Genomic DNA, 21,772 nt, shown 5'->3' on the forward strand with positions numbered 1-21,772 from the left:
GAGAGAAACGATGAGGATGGCGAGAGTCGGCGTTTTGCTTGATCGCCGGACGTTGGAGCGGAAATGGAATTTGCGGTTGAATGCTTGGGAATGTTACGTAACCGAATTGCTTGATAAGCGGCGTATTCCGTATGAACGGATCGAATCGTTGGAGGAGTTAGAGGCAATGCACATGCGCCCCGATCTGCTTATCGCCGCTGCGGTTCCCGAGACGGGGGATACATCAAACCGGTTATGGCGTTACGCCGAAGCGGGCGGCACGATAGTTGCATACGGAACGGTGGACTCCATGTCCGATAAGCTTTGGCATCGGCGAGGCGAACCGTTTGGCGCATCGTACGTCCGACTGCCGGAGCATTTCGGCGCGGACCGTCCTCTCAGGGCGCTCCACGTATCGCCGTGGCGCACGGACGACGGCGTAGCGACAGTATGCGAAAATACGGGAGAGGTGACGCCCGGAAGGCCGGACGCAGCGTCTTCGGCGCCTGCTCTGCAGTCGTTCCCGATCGGCGCCGGCCGGCTCGACCGGTGGACAGTCGATATCCCGGCGACGATCGTCGGTCTGCAGCAGGGGCAACAGCCGGTTCTGGCGGATGGCGTTCCTGCGCCAGACGGTACGGCTCCGGTAAACGACGGAGTGCTTAAGGCGGATGATCGAAGCGAGATGGATTGGCAATGGGATCGTCGTATGACGGAAACCGGCTCTCCGTATTTCGCACATCCATATGCCGATTTATGGCGGGAGGTTTTGATCGGGCATCTGGTTCGACTGTGTGCCGAACGCGGGTTGTCGCTGCCGTTCGTCGGTTATTGGCCGGAAGGCGTCGATCAGGTGGCGCTGCTTTCGCATGACAGTGACGGAAATATCGACGAACATGCGGCATCGACGCTACGGCTTCTTGAGGAGTGCGGCATTTCTTCGAGCTGGTGCATGCTCGAGCCGGGCTACTCGCGGGAAATGCATGAACGTATTGCTGACGCCGGTCATGAGCTTGCTTTTCATTATAATGCGGTGGAAGCGGACGACGGCTCCTGGGACGGCGCCGAATTTGCCCGCCAGCTTAACGTGCTGCAGAAGGACGGGGGCATCGGCAGGATGGTATCGAATAAAAACCATCTGACCCGCTTCGAAGCATACGGCGAATTGTTCCGCTGGTGCGAGCAGAATGGAATCGAAGCCGACCAGACGCGTGGTCCGAGCAAGAAAGGAAATGTCGGTTTTTTATTCGGAACCTGTCACCCCTATATTCCTGTCGCGTGGAGCGACGAGTGCAACCGGCTGTACGACGTGCTCGAAATCGGCTTTCTCACCCAGGATCTCGATATCGGCAAATGGGCCGATTCAAGCGTGATCGTACCGTTTCTGGATGAAGTGAAACAAGTGGAGGGCGTAGCGCACTTTTTAGCTCACCAGGTTCATATTCATAATCGGGAAGAGGTGCGGGAGTCGATCCGCAAGCTCGTTCGGGAAGCGCGGACGCGCGGATTCGCGTTCTGGACTTCCGCCGAGATTAACGAGTGGGAACGAGGGCGGAGGACGCTCCGCATAACGGGAATCGAGCCGGACGGCACTTGCCGGGTTTCCGGCACGAGCAAACGCGACGCCGTCATTCTGGTGCCGCTCCCGCCTGGAAGCGCGGCGCAAGCCGATGAAGTCCGTTACAGCGTTCCGTGCCGCCGGTCAGTCGCTGCCGGAAGTTCGTCGCCGTCAGGAGGAATGTCGAATGCGGATCGCTAAAGTCGGCGTATTGTTCGATAAGCGTGACGCCGAACGGAGATGGCGCTTAGACTTGAACGTATTCGGCAATTATGTTTGCGAGGTGCTGCAGCATGCCGGTATTCCTTTCGACCATTACGACAACGCGGACCTTGCAGCAAGCGAAGCCCCGGATCTGCTTCTTGTTGCGCATTGCGGCGAGGATCGGAGCACGGCCGACAAGCTATGGGCTTATGCGGAACGAGGTGGCACGCTGATTGTTTATGGCACGCTGGATGTACTTGCGGCACGCGTTGGTTATGAGCCGGCCGGAGAAATCGGAGCGGGATATGCCGACATCGGCCGAACAACAGCCGGGTCTGAAAGTCCTCTTCGTTTTCTTGCGGCGAAGCCTTGGCGTCTTCCTGCAGGCCAACAGCAGCTGTGCGAATCGGAGGCTGCCGGCGTATTGCGCGATGGCAGCCCTGACGGGAAAGAAGCCGGCCCCGCGTTTATACGGTTCGCGGTCGGCCGGGGCTCGATCGAACGCTGGTCGGTGGCCGTAATGGATACGATCGTTTTGCTTCAGCAAGGCAAGCAGCCTGTAATTCGCGACGGCGTTCCGGCGTTTGACGGAACGGCTTCAATCGACGACGGGAATCTGAAAGCGGACGACGAATATGCGGTCGATTGGGTTTACGACCGGGAACGTTCGGCGGCAGGCGAGCCGTTTTTTGCGCATCCGTATGCGGATTTGTGGCGCGAAGCGCTTGTATCGCATCTGCTCCGGGCCGCCCTTGCAAAAGGGCTGCCGCTGCCGTTTATCGACCGGTGGCCCGAGGGCGTGGAACATGTGGCGCTTCTATCGCTGGACAGCGATCATACGGGCGACAAGGAAGCGGTGACGACGCTTGAACTGCTTGATTCATGCGGCGTCCCTGCGACCTGGTGTATGATGGCGCCCTGGTACAGCCGCGGCATGTATGAGCGGGTGCGCTTGGAAGGGCATGAAATCGCCTTTCACTATAATGCGGTAGCGGCGGATGAAGGCGAATGGTCGGAGGAAGCTTTCGAGAGTCAGTTGAACGGGCTGCTGCAATCCGTACCCGCCGATAAAGTCGTATCCAACAAAAATCATTTGACCCGAGTCGAAGGCTGGGGCGAGCTTTTCCGCTGGTGCGAACGGTTCGGGATTGCTTCCGATCAAACCCGGGGCGGCAGCAAGCGAGGGAATATCGGGTTTCTGTATGGCACATGCCAGCCGTATTTCCCGGCTGCTTGGAGCGACGAACGCAATCGTACGTACGACGTGCTGGAGATCGGGTTCCATTACGGCGACTTTTTGCAATGCGATCCGAGTCTGATCGCGCCCATATTGGAGCAGGCCGCTTTGGTTCGCGGCGTCGCGCATTTTGTCTTCCATCAAATCCATATCGACCGGAAATCGGCCATTCGCGAGTGGCTGCGCCGATATACGAAGGAGGCGAAGCAGCGCGGATTCGTTTTTTGGACGGGCGAGCAAATCAATAAGTGGGAGAGAGCGCGGCGAAAGCTGCGGATAGAAGGTTCAGCTGCCGAAGACCGTTTGACCGTCTCAAACACAGGAGGCGATCATGGGCCGCAAGGCGTTCGGATATGTATTCCGGTGTTAGGGGAGGAGCAAGATGATGCCGTGCGTTATGGAGTACGCTGCCGGCTCGTTGATCTTAACGGCGAATCGACCGTTAGCTCCTGAACATAACCCGATATCATGTTGTATGCGATAAATGATTTTCGACAGGAGGAAATGTTATGCAATTCACACCGGCAACCGAGGTTTGGCGCATTCGCTCGCTGCAGTGGACGACGGTGCAGAACAGCGAAACGGCGGAACGATTTTACGGCGTATTGCAGCGCTGGATACCGTTTGCCGTACGCCAATACGGAACTTGGAACGGCAGGCCGAATTGCGGTCATTTTTTCGGCGGAACGTTCTGGTATCAGGCTGACACCGCACATACGGCGGCAGTTCTGGCCATTGTGGCGAAGCTAGGCGATTACAATGAAGCTGCCGCAGGCGTTTCGAAAGAAAGCTTGAACCATATGGCGGTCAGCGCCATTCGATATATGGGCTTCACGCACGATACCGGTCCGGAAGACTGCGTGCGCGCGGAAGGCGTACTTCCTTATACGAGCGGCAAAAAATGGGGCGGCCAAGGCGACAACTTTTTTATGGCCAGCCAGAACGGGCGCTCGGTTGCCGCTATGGCCGTTGCGGCATGGCTGCTGTGGGACGAGCTGGACATCGAAACGAAGCTGCTCGTCCAGAACGTGACGGCGAGTTATGCAGACCGCTGGTGCGACGACGAACCGCGCAACGGCGTGTACTACGACACGCAGTGCGAGGAAAATGCCTGGACGTCGGCCGGCATTTCGGCTGCAATGGCGCTTTTTCCCGATCATCCGCATCAGGAGGCATGGCAGCGCGGCTTTGCCGCATGGGCGATCAATTCCGTAACGACCTACCAGGACCGGCTGGCCGATCCTTCCGGTTTAATCGATACGCCGCACGGCAACCTCGTGAAAACCGTCACGTTCCACCCGGATTTTACATCGGAAAACCATGCCTTCGTTCATCCGAGCTACTTCTGTGCGGGCACGAATTTGCGGGCGATTCACGCCGTTTTCGCCTTTATGGGGCAAACGGCGGTTATGCCGGAAGCCGTTCATAACAACGTTCCGCTTTACGAAAGAACCGTGAAGGTTTGGGCCCAGTTCGACGGCCTTGCGGTACCGGTGCAAGGACAGGATTGGTGGTACAATAGACAGCATGAACGGCAATTGACGCATACGATTCTGAACGTGCTGCACGGGAATGCGGATGCCGCCCGCTACGCGGTCGAAGCGCTCGATATGATCGAGAAGCTTCAGCTCAGCAATTCCAAGGGAGCGCTGCTAGAAGAGAACGGCGAGGAATGCGTCATCAACCGCGAGCATGCTCAGTTCGCCAAAGATTTGGAGCATGGATCGGCGTACGATATCGCCGTCTCTTATTTGCTCCATGCATTCGGAGGTCCGGGGACGGCGCCGAGCGAAAAAAGCGAAATGGCGGAGCGGATGGCCGGCGTGTACGTGTATCCTCATGGAGGATCGATCGTGCACCGTACGTCAGACACATTTACAAGCTTTACTTGGCGGAACAATGTCATGGCGCTTTCCCTGCCGCAAAAATCGGTCTGGAACGTGACGCCGCTATATGCCAGCTTCACGGGAACCGTGGATATGGAAGGCGGGTCGGGGCGCCAAGGGCTGACGAACGAGCATATCGTACGTTATGTCGAACAAGAGCGGATTACGCCGTATGAACAAGGCTTCGGCGCGGTCGTCACCATTCCTCGCGGCGGCGGCGAGCTCATGCAAGACGTTGCTTTCGTTGCGCTTCCGGATGGCGGCAGCGTTTATGCAGAGCGTTTCCGCGTCACGAAAGCTTGCCGCTTGCAAAACTGGCGGACCGGCTTGATCGGAATACGAAACGAACGCTACGAAAAGCTGCCGGAGCTGGCACCAGGCCGGCGTACGTTATACACGCCGGACGGCGAGGAAACGTTCGAGGGCTTCTACGGGCGCGGAGAGCCCGATCGCATCCATTCGTTCGGCCGGCCTGCATACATCAATGTCGACCATGAGATCGGCTATCTGCTTTTCGGTTCCAGCGGCGTTCGATACGTGAACCGCCACGTTTATCCGAAATGGAAAGGCGTCGAAGATATTCTTGTGTTGAATGACCGGGGAGAGGCATTGTTTGACGGACCTGCCGTGCTTGAGCCGACCGTTATTGCGGCGCTGCCCAACCGTACGGCCGAACAGACGAAACATGCGAGCGGAAACAGCTGTCTGTGGCATACGAACGAGCGGAACGCCATCGTGCTTGAGAAAGAAGATTTACTCGTATATGCCTCCTACAAGGAAACCGAAATGCAGATTGCTGCAGAGAAGCGGCTGTCTGACTCCGCGATCCATTTGTGGGAGGGGGCAAACCGGCTGACCGGCAGCCTTCAAAGCTGGAGCGGAAACGTAACGGCCCGTTCCGCAGGATTCCTCCTTGCACGCTGCACGCTGGATTTGAGACCGGGCTTTGCCAAGCTTGGGTTAACAGGCGCATGTTCGAATCAAGCTTCCATGGAGCTGCCGGACGGCGTGGAATTGGAGTGCATAGCTGTGGGAGATAGGTTAATCCTGCGGAACCGCGGTACGCTCGAATGGAGCGTTGACATAACCGTCGCCGACGGCACGAAGCGGAATGTCATGTTACCTGCAAACGGACAAGCCGTCGTATGCGAGCTGTAGGTGCGGCGATTTGAGAAATTTCATAATTTTGACACGATAAAGACAAACTTGGTAATATTGCATGTTCAAAAAGTCGACTGATCAGCACCGAGCAGATTTAGTGAAATCTTCGAAATCATAAGTTGGCTTTTGAACAACCTCTACCATAGAGTGTTTATAGGGAGACGACACGGATGAATAACCGCAACGAAAACGGCGTTACTGACAAAGGGCATGAGTTCCGGACGAAAGAAGACATATGCGCGCATCTCGGCGACGATTACGATCGTTATCTCGGAGCCATCGTTCCGCCTATCTTTCAAAATTCGCTTTTTACCCGCAAAACGAAAGAGCACGGCTATATTTATACGCGCATCGGCAACCCGACTACGGAAATCGCCGAACGGAAAATCGCCGCGCTGGAGGAAGGCGAGGCCGCTCGCTGCTTCAGCTCCGGGATGGGGGCGATTTCGGCGGCGATCATGTCGGTTCTGTCGAAGGACAGCCACGTCATATGCGCAGCGAGCGCATATGGGCCAACGCGTCAGCTCCTCGATACGTACCTGGCCCGCTTCGGCTTGGAAACAACGTACGTGCATGGTACAAGCATCGACGAATTCGAGCGGGCGGTGCGTCCGAATACCCGTCTAATTTTTCTAGAGAGCCCGTCCTCCCATATATTCGCCATGCAGGATTTGGCGGAGGTGGCGCGGCTCGCGAAAGCGAAAGGAATCTCGACAATCATTGACAATACGTGGGCGACGCCGTTATTCCAAAACCCGCTGAAGCTGGGCATCGACCTGGTCGTGCATTCGGCTTCGAAATATTTGGGCGGGCACAGCGATATTATCGGCGGCGTTGCCGTCGGTACGGCTGCCGCGATGGAACGGCTGACCCACGAAGAAAGAGCGCTGTACGGCGCGATTATGGATCCGCATCAAGCCTGGCTGCTGCTGCGCGGCTTGCGGACGCTGCCGGTGCGGTTGAAGCAGCATGAGGAAAGCGGCATGAAGGTTGCCGCCTTTCTGGAGGGACATCCGAAGGTCGAGCGGGTGCTGTATCCCGGACTCCCGAGCCATCCGCAATATGAACTCGGCCGCAGGCAAATGAGCGGAAACAGCGGGCTGCTGAGCTTTATCCCGAAAGCTTCAGACGCCGATATTATGTCTATGATTCCGCGTTTGCGTTTCTTTGAGCTCGGACCGAGCTGGGGCGGCTTTGAAAGCCTGATTGCGACGCCAGGAATCGGCGTATCCGAAGAGTCTCTTGCCGCAGCCGGCATACCGCGCGGACTGCTTCGCATTTCCGTCGGCTTGGAAAGCGCGGAAACGCTTATGGAAGACTTGGATTGGGCGTTGTCCGGACTTGCATGAGGGTAAGGGACTTATGGACGAAAGCCGTCTCTCTGTCGATAAACGCTAAGCTTAATTTGCTGATCTTAGGTCTGCTGGGCGTTCCGTTTTTCGTATTCGGGCTGCTTTGGTACCGACAATCGACCGATACGATCGAGAAGAATTCGGTCATTTATAATCAAGAGCTGGTTCGGCAAATCAACGGCCAGCTCTCCTCTTATTTTGCGGACTTGGAACGATCGACATTTCCGCTCGTTTCGAATCCGCTTCTGCAGACGTTCATGCAGCTTAAACCCGATGACTACGTCGAACAGATCCAGATCAAAGCAAGTATCGAAAGCGAGCTGCTGCCGAATCTTTTTTTTGGGCGAACCGACATTTACGGTTTCTCCATCATATCCACGAACGGCGTATCGTCCAATTACGGCAATATCATTGCCCGAAACAGGGATCAGAACAAACTCGAGGAGCTTACCGGGCATGAGACGTACAAGGTGCTTGGACTCAACTACGATCAGTCGAATCCGGTCATAACGGTCATCCGCAAGTTTTGGGATACGCAAAAGTATCGGACGGTCGGTTATCTTGTTTTCGATCTCAATCTGAATCGGATTACCGACATTCTTAACAGCGTCCGTCTGGGACAAACGGGCTTCGTCGCGCTTGTCGATCAGAACGGCATCATCGTACATCATGCGGACAGCCGGCTATGGGGGCGGAGTATTTCAGCCGACGAGCGGCAGCAGTTCGAGAACAGCAGGGAAGGTTATTTCGTCAAAAAGTCGGAAGAAGGCGACATCCTCGTCATTTTTAACCGGTCGGCTTTGAACGATTGGACGATCGTTTCGGAGGTGCCGGTGCGGGAGCTCGTAAGCGAGCTGATCCGGGTGCGTAACGTGACGACGTGGGGCGGCGGCGGTCTGCTGCTGCTTGTGCTCGTTCTGCTCGGCGTTTTTTCCTTTTATTTGACCCGCTCGCTCAAAAGGCTGCAGCGTTTGATGAAGCTCGCGGAAGCGGGCGATCTCAGCGTACAGGCGCCTGATCGGCGGGAGGACGAAATCGGCCAGCTGAACCGAAGCTTCAACCGGATGGTCGCAGAAATACGCAGATTGATCGAGGTCGTTCATACGTCCGAGATTAAGGAAAAAGAGCTGCAAATTCGACAACGCGACGCCGTGATGCTGGCGATGCAATCGCAGATCAATCCGCATTTTCTGTATAATACGCTGGAGGTCATCAATGCTTATGCGCTTGTCGAAGGCGTAGCTCCGATCAGCAACATGGCTGCGGCTTTGGCGGATTTATTCCGGTATAGTCTGGGAAATCCGAAGGAAATCGTGCCGCTGCGCGAGGAGATCGACCATCTTCGCAGCTATTTCGAAATCCAGAAGGAACGCCATCGGTCGCTCGAGATCGAAATCGGGCTGAAGGACTTGGACAAGCATCGCGTGCAGGCCGTGCGTCTCATCGTGCAGCCCCTTGTAGAAAATGCGTTCAAGCACGGCTATGAAAGGCATAAAAAGAAGCCTTCCTACATCGGCGTTCTGGGAGAAGCTCGAACGGAAGGGTATGCGGTTCGCGTAGTCGACTGCGGCGGCGGGATGCCGGGCGAGTGGATGGAGCGCTATAATAAAGCGTTCCGATCGTCCGAATCGGAAGCCCGGGAAGCCGGTCAAGAACGGATTGGCTTACATAATGTGCATCAGAGGGTTCGGCTTGTTTTCGGCTATCCGTTCGGGTTATCCATCGTCCGCTCCGACGATTCGGGAACGGTTGTCGAATTGCTGCTGCCTTACCAAAACAGCTTGCCGATTGATTCGAACACTGCGGTTAAACGAACCGAGCCGTTGCGCGGCAATGATGGAAATGATTAAGCGAAAGCCCAATACAGCGTGACTCGGAAAGGAGGGTGGCCGATGCTTGACATCTTGTTGGTTGACGACGAATTTATGATAAAGCGAGGCCTGGCCAAAATGGTGGAGTCGGATGACCGGTTCCGTATTTGCGGCGAGGCCGAGGACGGGGCGGAAGCGCTTCGGCTGGCGATCGCGCTGAAGCCTGCGCTTATTATCACGGATATCCGGATGCCCGAAATGGACGGCTTGGAGTTGATGCAAGCGATTCGGGAACAGGGGCTGCGGGCGGAAATCGTCATTCTTTCCGGATACGACGATTTCAGCTATGCACAGCAGGCCATTCGCCACGGCGCGTTCGACTACTTGCTGAAGCCGATCAAGCCCGCCGTATTTTCGACCATGCTGGACAAACTCGCAGAACGGCTTGCCGGGACGCGGTTATCCTCGGAGCGGCGCAGCAAATGGCTGGTAGCCTCCAGGGATAAGGTCGTTCCATTCGCAGAAACGGTCTGGCTGCTTAAAGGGGATGAGGTCGAGCAAGAGCTTGGAGCGATTTATCGCGACCTATCGGAATTGACGGACGACGGGGACGAGCGGAAAAGCATGCTTGCAGATTTCGCGGTACTTGCGGTCGGCGAATTGGAAGCAAAGCAGCATGAGGCATTGCCGCTGCCAACGCCTATGCCGGCTGATTGGCCTTCCGCCGACGGTGAGCTGCTGGAAGCGGCAAATTCGTTCTTTGAGCGATTGATGAACATGCTGCGGGAAACGCGGCGATGGAGCGCACATCATCATTTATATCGCGCGGTTGAGCATATGAAGAGCCATTTTGCCAAGCCCGATCTGGATTTGCAGGAAGCCGCGGACCTGTGCGAGATGTCTCCTTCCTATTTCAGCAGGGTGTTCAAGCAGGAGCTGGGCGTCAGCTTCGTCACCTATTTAACCCAACTGCGGCTGAATGAGGCGAAGCGGCTGCTCGAAGACAGTCTCTATAAAACGTATGAAGTGGCCAACAAAGTCGGTTATGAGGACTATCCTCATTTTGCCAAGCTGTTCAAAAGGCTGAACGGCGTATCGCCGACCGAATACCGGAAAAGGCTCGGCTTCAAATAACGGCAAAAACAGGCGCCTCAAAGGTGCCTGTTTGCCGTTCCATACGTTCAGCCGCGAATCGCGTTATTCAATTTCTCCAGCAGTTTGCCGAACAGCCGGCATTCCTCATCCGACCAGCCCTCTAGCTTTTTGCTGACTCTGGCAAGCCTCGCGTTACGGTGTTCGGCCAGCGCCAACGTTCCGGACTCCGTAATTTGGAAGAAATAAGCCCTTCTGTCCGCCGGGTCGGGAATTCTGACGACAAATCCCCGCTGTTCCAAAGCTGCCGTTTGCCTGCTAACCGTCGATATATCCAAATTGAATTCTTCCGCAAGACTCTTTACTCCGACCGAAGCTTGGGCAGTAATATGATGCAGCAGCAAATATGCGGAACGGTCAATATTCCCGGTATACGTAGAAATTGATGTAGCATGGCGTACGAGAAACGCCAATTCCAGCTCAATTTGTTCAATCGCCAAAGCATCCATTTTCGTCTCCACCTCGTCTTTCGTTCTTTATGGTATCATACGGCAGCTTTATTTTGAATCGCTCGGTGCGTTTTCGACTTTTGCCGGTGCATTGACACCCTCGGATATAGTTGTATAATACAATCATATAGTTGTATGATACAACTTAATGGAGGCGGGAACAATGAAAGCCCATGAAATTATGGTCAAAGAAGTGTACAAAGTGAAGGCAAGCGACACGGTTCGTGATGTCGTGGAGCGATTTATCGAGCATCGCATCAGCGGCCTGCCGGTAGTCAACGATCGAAACGAAATTGTCGGCTACGTAAGCGACGGAGATATTATGCGCTATATCGGCAAGCATCACGATCTAATCGTCGATATCGTTTATTATTCCGCCGTTTTCAAAGGGGATGATGTCGAATTTGAAGCGAGAGCCAAGGAACTGCTTGATCTGAATGTGATGGAGATCGCTCGGAAGAAGGTCATGAAAGCCGCATGGGACGAGGACATCGAATCTATCGCCGCTACGCTGGGGAACAAAAAAATTAAAAAGCTGCCCGTCGAGCGAAACGGAGTTTTGGCCGGCATCATTAGCCGGGGAAATGTCATTCGGGAAACGTTCAGAAGCCTGCTGTAGTTCGGCGGCACAATGTAAAAGAAGGAGATTGTTGAAGGATGTCAACTTTGGAACATACGATTGCCTCGGAAAGAAAAGCTTCGCTGCTCAAACAGCCTCAGGCCGTATGGGCGGTTGCTTTTGCTTGTATCATCGCTTTTATGGGACTCGGGCTCGTCGATCCGATCTTGCCTGCAATCGCCAAGAAGCTGGACGCTTCGGCTAGTCAAGTATCGCTGCTTTTTACGAGCTACAATGCGGTGATGGCGGTCATGATGCTTGTCACAGGCGTCATAACGTCCCGGCTTGGTATGAAGAGAACGCTGCTGCTCGGGATTGTCGTAATCGCCGCTTTCTCAGCGTTAGGGGGGATGTCCAATAATATTTGGGCGCTCATCGGTCTAAGGGGAGGCTGGGGTCTCGGCAACGCACTGTTTGTCGCAACGTCGTTGACCGCCATCGTAACGTTATCCACTTCGAGCGTTGGAAAGGCGATCATTTTATACGAAGCGGCGGTCGGCTTGGGTATTTCCGTCGGACCTTTGCTCGGTGGCGAGCTTGGCGCAATTTCTTGGCGCGGTCCTTTTTTCGGCGTCGCCGCATTGATGGTAATTGCATTCGTCGCATTATCCTTCATGATGGCCAATTCCAGTCCACAGTCTTCGCCGACGGCTGCCGCGAGGAAGAAAACGTCAATTGTTGACCCGTTCCGGGCACTAAAGCATCGTTCGCTTTTGGTGCTGGGCATTATGGCTTGCTTGTATAATTTCGGTTTTTTCACGATAATGGCCTATGCTCCGCTCGTCTTGGGGCATATGGGGATGGATGAGCACGGCTTGGGTTACGTCTTTCTAGGCTGGGGGCTGCTGCTTGCCGTCACCTCCGTGTTCACGGCTCCCTTATTGCAGCGCAAGTTCGGTACGATTAAATCCTTGGCATTTATGCTTGTATTATTTGCATTAACGCTGCTCGCTATGGGGATTTGGACGGATACAAAGTGGGTTGTGGCCGCTGCGGTTATTTTTGCCGGGGCATTGTTAGGGAACAATAATACGCTGCTGACAACCGCGGTTATGAACGCAGCGCCGGTAGAACGATCGACGGCATCGGCGGCATACAGCTTTCTGCGCTTCATCGGCGGAGCTATCGCCCCATATTTTGCAGGTAAATTGGCGGAGTGGTTCAATCCTCATGTTCCTTTTGTAGTCGGTGCCGGCTTTGTTATTGTCGGGATGCTCATCGTTTTGATCAATCAGAAGCATGTGAAACACGTCGATCAAGTAGAAGCTGCGCACTGATGGAATCATAGGTCAAAAAAGCCGTTAAGCGGATTAGCGGCTTTTTTGCCGTTCTTTTTAAACAATTCTTATACAGCAGCGCTCCCAAAAGGATAATGAACCGATCCCAAATTCATACTAAAGACAACGAATCGAGGAGGGATCATGATGGCCGAATCCGAAAAACGTCTTCTGATTGCAGCGCTGGGAGGCGTTAACGAAATCGGAAAGAACATGTACATTTTGCAGTATGGAGATGATATCGTAATCATCGATTGCGGGTCGAAGTTTCCGGATGAAACGCTGCTGGGAATCGATCTCATTATTCCGGATATCAGTTATTTGTTAAGCAATCAAGACAAAGTAAAGGGGCTGGTCGTCACCCACGGGCACGAAGATCATATCGGCGGCATCCCTTATCTGCTTAAACAGCTTCAGGTACCCGTATACGCTTCCCGGCTTACTTTGGGGCTGATTGAGATCAAGCTAAAGGAGCACGGGATTCTTCGGGAAACGGTCTTGCAACGTATCGACGCGGATTCGGTGCTTGATTTCGGCACCATTACATGTCGTTTTTTTAACACGAATCATAGCATTCCGGATTGCCTAGGTGTTGTTTTCGATACGCCGGAGGGTGTGGTCGTGCACACCGGCGACTTCAAATTCGATATGACGCCGGTTAATAAGCAATATCCGGATATACATAAAATGGCCGATATCGGCAAAAGGGGCGTGCTTGTGCTGCTTTCGGAGAGCACCAACGCCGAAAGGCCCGGTTTTACCCCATCGGAACGGCTGGTCGGCGCGCACATTGACGAAGCGTTCGGGAAAGCGGAACGGAGAGTGTTTATTTCGACTTTTGCGTCAAACGTACATCGACTTCAACAAGTCGTCGAAGCTGCCGAACGAACAAACCGCGTACTCAGCCTGCTCGGCCGAAGTATGGTAAACGTCGTAACGGTTGCACAGGAGCTTGGGTATTTGACCATCCCCGAAGGGATGCTCGTAGAACCGGAGGAAGCCGCCAAAATGCCGCCGGAGAAGGTTGCGGTGTTATGTACCGGCAGTCAAGGCGAACCGATGGCGGCGTTATCGAGACTGGCCAGTACGAATCATAGGCAGATGGAAATACAAGCAGGCGATATGGTGATCATCGCGGCGAATCCGATCCCCGGCAATGAACGCAATGTATCGCGAATCGTGGACAATCTGTATACGCTAGGCGCGCAAGTTATCTATGGCTCCAGAAGCGAGCTGCATGTATCCGGGCATGGCAGCCAAGAGGAGCTAAAGCTCATGCTCACTCTAATGAAGCCCGACTATTTCATCCCGATTCACGGGGAATTCCGGATGCTGCACCAGCACCGTATTCTCGCCGAAGCAGTGGGGGTACGAAGCAGCCATATATTCATTTTGAATAACGGCGACGTTGTAGAATCGAGTGACGGCAAAGTCCGTTTATCCGGACGAATTCCATCGGGTCAAACCCTTGTGGACGGCCTTGGCATCGGCGATATCGGCAACGTGGTGCTTCGCGACCGGCGCCAGCTGTCGGCGGACGGTATATTGATCACCGTGATTTCTCTCTGCAAGACGGAAGGCAAGCTCGTGTCCGAACCGGAGACGGTTTCCAGAGGCTTCGTTTATGTACGCGACTCGGAAACGCTTTTGAAAGAAATCAACCAGCACGTAACCGCAGTCGTCAACAAGATGCACGAGGACAATATCAATCAATGGAACGTTATCAAGCAAACGATAAAGGATTCTTTAGGCAAGATTTTGTATGCGCGCACGAAAAGAAGGCCGATGATTTTACCGATTATTATTGAAGTATAGGCGCCGCATAAATATACATGATTCAAGCAATTTCTCCAAAGGGTTATACGGCTTTAGGCCGTATAGCTCTTTTTTTGTTTGTCCAAACCTTGCAAGCTTCCGGGAATTTGCTTCCGTTTGTTCTGCTTTTGCTATTCTCTTAGAATGCAAGAAGGATTTTCCTCGATTGGTGTCGAATGGTGCATATAAAAATCCGGTTAGGGGGAGAACATCCTTTGTTACGAAAAAAGCTGCTGATTGGCGCGTTTCTGCTTGTTTGGCAATTAAGCGCAGTGGACTTGACGCATGCCTCCGCTCAGGCCTCCAAAAATGAGAATGAGAGAATCGAGCAGAAGGATAAGCAGATAAGTAAAGCGACGAGCGTAAAAATTACCGACGTTACCAATCTCCGCAGCGGGGCTGGGCTGGAATACAAAATAATCGGCAAGGCGAAGAAAGGCGAATCGTACCCGGTCATCGGTTCTGAGGGCGAGTGGTACAAAATATCGCTTCCCGCAGGCGGTAAGGCATATGTCGCAAGCTGGGTGGTAAGCACCGATGTCAAAAGCACCGATACTAAAGGCTCCGATGTCAAAAGCTCTGATACCAAAAACACCGATACCAAAAGCAACAGCATTTGTTATAGCGACGGCAAGTCTGCTGCTAAAGATGTACAAAGCAGTGCGGCGGGTGGCGGACAAAAAAACGAGAAGGTTACATCCGTTCATATTACCGACAACACCAACCTGAGAAAAGGACCGGGGACCGACTACGACATTATCGGCAAGGCTAAGCCGGGAGACTCGTTTCAAATCGTCGGTTCGGACGGAGAATGGTACAACATACAGCTTCCGGGAGGAGGCAAGGCTTATGTTGCGAGCTGGGTTGTGGAAACCAAAGTATCGAGCCGCGTCGTAAGTCAGTCTTCGTCCGAAAGCGATAAGCAAGCATGCAATGGCAAAGTATATATTTATCATACCCACAATCTCGAATCTTGGAAAAATGTCGCGAGCAATACGAAAGGCACTTCCTTCGACGATCCTAAAGTAAATATTAGCTTGGTGGGTAAGTATTTGGCTCAGCAGCTGCAGGAAAAAGGAATGCCGGCCATTGTCGAAGAAGAAGATTTTGCACAAAACTTGAAGGATAAGAAACTGAACTTCGGACAAGCCTATTCCGAATCGCGGAAAGCGGTCAACAAGGCGGTAGAAGCGAACGACAAGCTGAAATATTTCTTCGACATTCATCGCGACGGCGATGTTCCGCGGGTTAGAACGACGGCTACAATTAACGATAAATCGTATGCGCGTATTCTTTTCGTTATCGGAACCGCACACCCTAACTATAAGGAAAACAAGAAATTTGCCGATGCGCTGAATGAACGGCTAAACAAGAAATATCCCGGACTGTCGCGCGGCATTCTGTTGAAAAGCTCCCAGGATGGCGACGGGGAATACAACCAGTCCGTTTCTTCAGGCAGTTTGCTGCTGGAAATCGGAGGCGTAAACAACACGCTTGAGGAGAGCTATCGAACGGCAAAAGCGTTAGCTGAAGTTTTCATGGAGTATGATTCGTCACTGAAATAATTGTTTGTCATGAGGCATTTCGCACATCGGAGCGAGGTGTCTCTATTTTTTTACTGCCCGTTATTAACGCGAACATGCGAAAGCGCATTTCGTTCTTTGCTGGATCAACGCCGACGGAAAGGCACCGGTAGGATGTGCTTTGGATTTACAAATAGTTGATAATCATTGCCGCATTGTCGACAGGTGGCTAATAATGAGAAAAATTGTTAAAATAACGGTAGTTGTTTATGGATAATTGACCGCCTTATTGGGCGGCATAAATGTGGGAATCCCTGACGATTCTAAACATACCGATTATTCTTTCACGGAGAGGGGATTTCTTTTGCAGCTTCAATTTCTTGGAACAAGTGCCGGCCGGCCGACGAAAGAGCGCAACGTTACTTCCATTGTGCTCGCTATGCCTGAACCGCACAATTTTTTTTGGATGTTTGATGCCGGGGAAGGGACGCAGCATCGGCTGCTTGAAACAAGGCTCAAACTGAACAAGCTTGAACGAATCTTTATTACCCATTTGCATGGCGATCATCTATATGGCTTGCCGGGATTGCTTAGCAGCCGAACTTATAATGAAGGCTCGGGGCCTTTGCACGTATACGGGCCGAAGGGACTGCGCAGCTATATCGAATGCGTGTTTCAAACAAGCAAAACTCATTTGAATTATGAGCTTGAAGTTATCGAAGTAGAGGAAGGACAAATCTTCTCGGATGATAGCTTCACTGTCGAAGCCGCCGAGCTTGATCACCGGATTCGCTGCTTCGGTTACCGTATCGAGGAGCGGCCGCGGCCCGGGCAATTAAATGTGGACTTGCTTTCCCGTCTTGGGGTTTTGCCTGGCCCATCGTACGGCAAGCTCAAAAGAGGGGAAGATCTGACGCTGCCGAACGGCCAAATCATTTATTCTTCCGAAGTTGTGGGACAACCGGTTAAAGGGAGGATCGTGACAATTCTTGGAGATACTTGCCCGTGCGATAATGCGACCAGCTTGGCCAAAGACGCGGATTTGCTGGTTCACGAAGCGACTTTCGCTGCGGGCATGGAGGAGAAGGCCGCTGCATACGGTCATTCCACGATTCTTCAAGCTGCGCAAATCGCAGCTGATGCGAGGGTCAAGCAGCTCGCGGTCACGCATTTCAGTTCCCGTTTCGACAGCACCGAGGTTGATGCGCTTATTCAAAGCGTCAACGCCGTTTTTTCGAACGTCGTTGCCGCGCACGATTTTTTAGAGCTAAGCGTACCTAAGCAAATAACTTCTTAAGGGTAGCTACCGTACGGCGATATTCATAACATGAAGCCTGGAGAGGTGCATGTGGTAAATAAACTTGCTTCCATGCTATTGGGGATGTTATTTTACCGGGCCCCGTACCTTTCTTTTTCGTCTGAAGAGATAGAGGTGTTTGAGAACATATACGCGGAAGCGGCCAGCAGTCATTCCGAAATTGGTTACGACTGCCGGTTTCCTAAATATCGCTTTCTCCAGTACATATCCGAAACGAAACCCGTAATCTTGCACGGATCGAATAACAAAAGCATTCTTGAATTCGAGACCCGGAGACAAACCCTCTTTAATGGTCAATACGTTGAGGCGGTTTTTGCAACAAAGGATGGCATTTGGCCTGTCTTTTATGCTGTTTTCGATCGAAGCAAGCTGTCGGGCAATTTTCGAAACGCTTGTTTGAATGTGCGTAACGACAAGCACACCTATTACTTTTTCTCCTTGACGCCTGAAACAAAGATGAAAAACCCTTGGCAAGACGGTATGGTTTATTTGCTGCCCCAAGAGTCGTTCGAGAATGTAAGCGATTCAATCGTTTTCTTCGATGAGTGGGTAAGCAAAACGCCGGTTAAGCCTATCGCCAAAATTGCAGTGACGCCTCAAGATTTTTATTTTATTAACAAGGTTTCACGCCATAAGGCGACTGAATCGATAATGGCAACATGGTTCCTATATAAGCTTAGAACGAGAGTGGGGAAATTTACTAAAAAATAAGTGAAGAACCGCCGCAGTGCGGTTTTTTTGAATTACTTTAGTTCGGGGTGATTACACTCTATTCGGATTTACGAAAAAAACGCCAATACCCTGTTCGAGTGGGCAAAGCCCCTTACGAATATTGTGACTGAAGAATTCGCTCACCTTGAGATGATTGCAACGATGGTTTACAAACTGACTGTTTGTAAAATGTAATCAATTGCTTAATGGAAATTTCGTTTTTGACAAGAAAAATTTGTTGGAAATCAAAAATCCTCTTTCCATGAAGAAACAACTTAGAAGAAGGGATTGATTTACTTTGAAAATATATAGATTTTCCTACAGTTTTTTAAACTCTAGCTATAACTCAGATGCTTATTAGCAGTGCTAGTCATGGAGTCTTTTTCTGTTACAAATTTTCCTGTTCTGATTTTGCTAGTCGCCATTCTCGAACAAAAATATCTGAACCTGTCATAAAAACATTATAAAATTGGTCTAAAAATTCTTCCGTCTCTTGAATAAATGGTTGTATAAATTCATAATCATTGACTTTATCATAATTAATTTTTATTGTATCTTTCTTAATTGTTGATTCATCAAAGCTATTATACATTTGTGTCTCAAATGTATAATTTTTTGCCCCGCAACTTCCTCAAGAAAGACAAATCCACCAATTGCAAAAGGTCTTCCACATTCATGGCAAGGATAACATTCGACCTCCGCTTCAACTCTCCATTGAGTGTCTTGTCCCCAAATATGCGTTTCAAGTAAACATACAATATTATTCATCACATCAGTGTAATTTCTGTCAGAAATAGCTTTTTCTATATCTCTGCAAATTGCTGGCATTTTTTTACGTAAAAGTTCATTCAACGAATTATATAAAATACTCTTTCTTACTTCTATTTTACTGTCTTGGTTCATTGTAATCTATCACCCCTAATTCTTCATTATAAATCATCGTATTTGAAGAATCTTTCATTTTTCTAAGCTTTTTTCTCCTGAATTACGGCAACCTTGGCGAATGTCATTTGACATTCAGAATTTATTTGAAAATGTTGTGTTGAAGGCTCTGCCTTAAAGCTGTTTTGTCACAGACGACAGTCTGTTATTCCTGCAATCAGCCTAAAATTTTGCTTAAATCAGATAAATCCATTTGATTGCCTTTGGAATAAAGTTCAAAATATTCATAAATAAAAAAGGAAAATAGCTTCATTGATTCTGCAAGTAAGAAACAGAAATTTGGTGATTAGCTAAATATCATGGTGGATTCCAGGAATAAGTCTTTAACAACACTGGCGTGACAGCTTGCAAGCAAAGTCTGCAACACGTTTAATCTATACCATTTTGATTTTACAACAGTTTAACAGGAAAATCAGGTTGTTTTCAGCTAAAAATCATTATGCGGCGCATAATAACGCATTGTTTTATCAGAATGGCAGATCAACAGAAAAAAATATTTTAAAAGCCCTTCAAAATCGAAAGGCTTTTTTATACGAATGGATTACTGTCTATACATATTAGTATTTATATGGAAAGTTGGTTGCTGATTATATGTAATAGCTCCATTAGTTTGTACAGCTTGTTCCAATTGTTTGCAAAGCTGCGAAACGTGCTGCATTTGCTGCATGGCTAATTGATGTCCGTGCAGTGATTGTTGAATAACTTTGAAAGGCATTTACTTTACACTTCAACTAGTTCAGGTCTTTTAACGTGTAATGGAGGAGGCACAAGCCAGCCTTTGTTTTTACTCATTTCAAGAATTTTCAGGCCTAGAACGGTTTTAGTCGCATGGTACTTGCTGAATAACGCTCCAATATCCTCGCGAATGGCTGTACCTGTGACTTGGCTGCAAACGGCCAAGCTAGCTGCCGTATCTGCTGCAATAAGCTCGGCAATTTCGACATCCGTTATTCTGGCTCCGGCAGGAATATCGCTCAACTTGGCTTCCGGTCTTTCCGGGAGGCTTGGCGAAGGTGAAATTCCATGCTGAATCAGTATCTTGTCGCATTCTTTTATTTCCAGTTCGGATTGATTAATTAGATCGTCCAAAATATCCTTGAGGTCTTTATCGCCCGCATGGAAAGAGTATGCCGTATATACGGATTTGCAACCTTTAGATTTTGTAGAGAAAGTCCAAACACTATATATTTCTCCGTAATGGAGCGGCTCGTCCTTCGGATTTCCGCTCAAGATACCCATTTCGTCAGCTCCTTTTCGTTTCTGCGTTTTATACAGCGAAGGTGTAATATGCCCGTAATTACGGAGAGTATCCATATAGCAAACAGCTTCGGTTTGAAAATACCGTAAGTTTACAGTAAACAAAGGGATAAAAACTCCTTGCAAAGATAACATTAAATTTGAAAGTTAGTTATCATGAAGGAGGAATCGATCATGAACAAATTATCCAAAACATCCCTTGTTCTTTCCTTATGTAGCTTGCTTCTTGCTGCACCGGCTTTCGCGACAGGAACCGCCATGCCAAACCCGGGTACGACGGGTACGCACACTGCTGCTCCGGGTACAACAACTCAAAATATGACTTCGGTTAACCCGCCAAGCGGTCATGGTGTAACGGGATATTCGACAAGAACGTATGCGACAACCGGCAATGCGCGAAACAATTGGGGCTGGTTGGGGTTGCTCGGGCTGTTGGGATTGGCTGGTATGCGTGGCCGGTCGAGAAACCCGGAAAAACAATAAGCATGATTTCGGCGCAAAAGTGAAAAAGCAAACCGACGATCCTCGCCGTATGGGGATTTTCGGTTTTTTGTCGATTGAGAGGGGGTCAAGCCGGATAACCATTCAGGTGGAGAGATACGAATATCACATGGCTTATTTTCAAAAAAAGGAAAATACATATAGGAGTTAAATTAATATTGTCATGGAACATTCCGCTGAACGGGATACAAGTAATCCACGAAGGAATGATTTCACGAGCTCAACGCATGGGGAGGACATTCATTTTGAAAAAAGCCGTCTTTTTCGATTTGTTCGAAACGTTGATTTCAGAGTATGACGATGGAAAAAGAAAAGCCCCGCGCTCGACGCATTTCGTAGAACGGCTTGGCATTGAAGCGAAACGATTTGAAAACGAATGGAGGAAAAGACAAGAGAAAAGGATGGATGGAACGTATGCGGACTTCCCTTCTGTTTTAAGGGACATATTTAACGAGCTTGGACACGCTGTTAGCGAAGAAACGATCGAAAAGCTGCATCAAGAGCGCATACTTTCAAAATCCAAACCCTTCAAAACCATAGATCATCGCATTTTGAGTATGTTGGAACAAATCAAACGGTTAGAACTAAAAATCGGGCTGATAAGTAATTGTACGCCGGAAGAAGTCATGGGTTGGCAATCGTCGGCATTGGTTGCGTATTTTGACGATGCCGTTTTTTCTTTTGACGTGAAAGCGGCAAAGCCTGATCCTACTATTTACCGGATTGCTTGCGATAGAATAGGCGTTGCTCCTTCGGATGCTTTTTTTGTTGGAGACGGGGGCTCTAATGAGCTGAACGGGGCTTCAGAAGCCGGAATGTCCGCTTACCATGCTACGTGGTTTATTCCTGAAATCAGGAACCTTACTATTACGGGGTATGCCAAACTGGCCGAACCATCCGATCTAATTGGCATCATTAATGGCGTTAAATAAGCGGCGATACAACTATGAGAGCGAGAAATAGGGGATCCGGATTAGAATTAGTGAATGATATGTAATTGACAAAAAAGTGCTTTCGCTT

At 50.7% G+C, this 21,772-nt stretch carries 17 protein-coding genes and 1 pseudogene; 15 read left to right on the forward strand and 3 right to left on the reverse strand.

Annotation, left to right across the window (positions count from 1 at the left end):
• Positions 1 to 10: 10 nt before the first annotated feature.
• The 6 genes from DQG23_RS02025 to DQG23_RS02050 all read left to right on the forward strand — a co-directional run bounded on the left by DQG23_RS02025 (position 11) and on the right by DQG23_RS02050 (position 10,322).
• A complete protein-coding gene (locus tag DQG23_RS02025) occupies positions 11 to 1,738 on the forward strand; it encodes a polysaccharide deacetylase family protein (RefSeq protein ID WP_113029111.1) in 1,728 nt (575 codons plus the stop codon).
• Positions 1,725 to 3,431 (forward strand): polysaccharide deacetylase family protein, encoded by a 1,707-nt coding sequence (locus DQG23_RS02030; protein WP_113029112.1) that lies wholly within the window; start codon positions 1,725 to 1,727, stop codon positions 3,429 to 3,431. Before DQG23_RS02025 ends, DQG23_RS02030 begins: the two co-directional genes overlap by 14 nt.
• Positions 3,432 to 3,487: 56 nt before the next feature.
• Entirely contained in the window at positions 3,488 to 6,022 is a 2,535-nt protein-coding gene (locus tag DQG23_RS02035; protein ID WP_113029113.1) for a hypothetical protein, read from the forward strand.
• A 173-nt stretch (positions 6,023 to 6,195) separates the two neighbouring features.
• A complete protein-coding gene (locus DQG23_RS02040; protein ID WP_113029114.1) occupies positions 6,196 to 7,374 on the forward strand; it encodes a trans-sulfuration enzyme family protein in 1,179 nt (392 codons plus the stop codon).
• A complete protein-coding gene (locus DQG23_RS02045; protein WP_113029115.1) occupies positions 7,371 to 9,227 on the forward strand; it encodes a sensor histidine kinase in 1,857 nt (618 codons plus the stop codon). The genes DQG23_RS02040 and DQG23_RS02045 overlap by 4 nt, the downstream gene beginning before the upstream one ends.
• A gap of 42 nt (positions 9,228 to 9,269) precedes the next feature.
• Positions 9,270 to 10,322, forward strand: coding sequence for a response regulator transcription factor (locus DQG23_RS02050; protein WP_113029116.1), 1,053 nt, complete (start codon positions 9,270 to 9,272; stop codon positions 10,320 to 10,322).
• A gap of 47 nt (positions 10,323 to 10,369) precedes the next feature.
• On the opposite strand, the gene DQG23_RS02055 is transcribed toward DQG23_RS02050, so the two are convergent.
• The gene (locus DQG23_RS02055) at positions 10,370 to 10,789 is read right to left on the reverse strand and encodes a MarR family winged helix-turn-helix transcriptional regulator (RefSeq protein ID WP_113029117.1); all 420 of its coding nucleotides are present in this window, start codon (positions 10,787 to 10,789) and stop codon (positions 10,370 to 10,372) included.
• 163 nt (positions 10,790 to 10,952) lie between these two features.
• On the opposite strand from DQG23_RS02055, the gene DQG23_RS02060 reads away from it, so the two are divergent.
• The 7 genes and pseudogenes from DQG23_RS02060 to DQG23_RS02090 form a co-directional block, all read left to right on the forward strand.
• Positions 10,953 to 11,408 (forward strand): CBS domain-containing protein, encoded by a 456-nt coding sequence (locus DQG23_RS02060; protein WP_113029118.1) that lies wholly within the window; start codon positions 10,953 to 10,955, stop codon positions 11,406 to 11,408.
• Positions 11,409 to 11,446: 38 nt separating this feature from the next.
• A complete protein-coding gene (locus DQG23_RS02065) occupies positions 11,447 to 12,685 on the forward strand; it encodes an MFS transporter (protein WP_113029119.1) in 1,239 nt (412 codons plus the stop codon).
• A 147-nt stretch (positions 12,686 to 12,832) separates the two neighbouring features.
• Entirely contained in the window at positions 12,833 to 14,500 is a 1,668-nt protein-coding gene (locus DQG23_RS02070; protein ID WP_192894535.1) for a ribonuclease J, read from the forward strand.
• Positions 14,501 to 14,715: 215 nt separating this feature from the next.
• On the forward strand, positions 14,716 to 16,065 hold the full coding sequence (gene spoIIP / locus DQG23_RS02075) for a stage II sporulation protein P (RefSeq protein WP_158560252.1): 1,350 nt from the start codon (positions 14,716 to 14,718) through the stop codon (positions 16,063 to 16,065).
• A gap of 322 nt (positions 16,066 to 16,387) precedes the next feature.
• On the forward strand, positions 16,388 to 17,320 hold the full coding sequence (rnz, locus tag DQG23_RS02080; protein ID WP_113029559.1) for a ribonuclease Z: 933 nt from the start codon (positions 16,388 to 16,390) through the stop codon (positions 17,318 to 17,320).
• A gap of 51 nt (positions 17,321 to 17,371) precedes the next feature.
• Complete coding sequence (locus DQG23_RS02085; RefSeq protein ID WP_113029122.1) at positions 17,372 to 18,052, forward strand: hypothetical protein; 681 nt, start codon at positions 17,372 to 17,374, stop codon at positions 18,050 to 18,052.
• Positions 18,053 to 18,163: 111 nt separating this feature from the next.
• A pseudogene (locus tag DQG23_RS02090) lies at positions 18,164 to 18,232 on the forward strand (manganese catalase family protein); the annotation flags it as partial.
• 366 nt (positions 18,233 to 18,598) lie between these two features.
• Here DQG23_RS02090 and DQG23_RS41740 read toward each other — a convergent pair.
• Entirely contained in the window at positions 18,599 to 18,955 is a 357-nt protein-coding gene (locus DQG23_RS41740) for a hypothetical protein (RefSeq protein WP_146762233.1), read from the reverse strand.
• Between the two features lie 759 nt (positions 18,956 to 19,714).
• Entirely contained in the window at positions 19,715 to 20,233 is a 519-nt protein-coding gene (locus DQG23_RS02100) for a DUF3231 family protein (protein ID WP_113029560.1), read from the reverse strand.
• Positions 20,234 to 20,425: 192 nt separating this feature from the next.
• Here DQG23_RS02100 and DQG23_RS02105 point away from each other — a divergent pair, with 192 nt between their 5' ends.
• Both DQG23_RS02105 and DQG23_RS02110 read left to right on the forward strand, forming a co-directional pair.
• Positions 20,426 to 20,734: a WGxxGxxG family protein gene (locus DQG23_RS02105; RefSeq protein ID WP_113029124.1), complete on the forward strand. Its 309-nt coding sequence runs from the start codon at positions 20,426 to 20,428 to the stop codon at positions 20,732 to 20,734.
• 263 nt (positions 20,735 to 20,997) lie between these two features.
• A complete protein-coding gene (locus DQG23_RS02110) occupies positions 20,998 to 21,684 on the forward strand; it encodes an HAD family hydrolase (RefSeq protein ID WP_158560253.1) in 687 nt (228 codons plus the stop codon).
• Positions 21,685 to 21,772: the final 88 nt, after the last annotated feature.

Origin of the sequence: Paenibacillus contaminans, assembly GCF_003285015.1 — a bacterium.
Lineage (GTDB): Bacteria > Bacillota > Bacilli > Paenibacillales > NBRC-103111 > Paenibacillus_V > Paenibacillus_V contaminans.

Coding starts and splice junctions, on each gene's coding strand:
- DQG23_RS02030 (WP_113029112.1), top strand. CDS start 1,725: ATGCGGATCGCTAAAGTCGGCGTATTGTTCGATAAGCGTGACGCCGAA.
- DQG23_RS02065 (WP_113029119.1), top strand. CDS start 11,447: ATGTCAACTTTGGAACATACGATTGCCTCGGAAAGAAAAGCTTCGCTG.
- DQG23_RS02035 (WP_113029113.1), top strand. CDS start 3,488: ATGCAATTCACACCGGCAACCGAGGTTTGGCGCATTCGCTCGCTGCAG.
- DQG23_RS02025 (WP_113029111.1), top strand. CDS start 11: ATGAGGATGGCGAGAGTCGGCGTTTTGCTTGATCGCCGGACGTTGGAG.
- DQG23_RS41740 (WP_146762233.1), bottom strand. CDS start 18,955: ATGAACCAAGACAGTAAAATAGAAGTAAGAAAGAGTATTTTATATAAT.
- DQG23_RS02100 (WP_113029560.1), bottom strand. CDS start 20,233: ATGGGTATCTTGAGCGGAAATCCGAAGGACGAGCCGCTCCATTACGGA.
- DQG23_RS02055 (WP_113029117.1), bottom strand. CDS start 10,789: ATGGATGCTTTGGCGATTGAACAAATTGAGCTGGAATTGGCGTTTCTC.
- DQG23_RS02105 (WP_113029124.1), top strand. CDS start 20,426: ATGAACAAATTATCCAAAACATCCCTTGTTCTTTCCTTATGTAGCTTG.
- DQG23_RS02060 (WP_113029118.1), top strand. CDS start 10,953: ATGAAAGCCCATGAAATTATGGTCAAAGAAGTGTACAAAGTGAAGGCA.
- DQG23_RS02050 (WP_113029116.1), top strand. CDS start 9,270: ATGCTTGACATCTTGTTGGTTGACGACGAATTTATGATAAAGCGAGGC.
- DQG23_RS02045 (WP_113029115.1), top strand. CDS start 7,371: ATGAGGGTAAGGGACTTATGGACGAAAGCCGTCTCTCTGTCGATAAAC.
- DQG23_RS02070 (WP_192894535.1), top strand. CDS start 12,833: ATGGCCGAATCCGAAAAACGTCTTCTGATTGCAGCGCTGGGAGGCGTT.
- DQG23_RS02040 (WP_113029114.1), top strand. CDS start 6,196: ATGAATAACCGCAACGAAAACGGCGTTACTGACAAAGGGCATGAGTTC.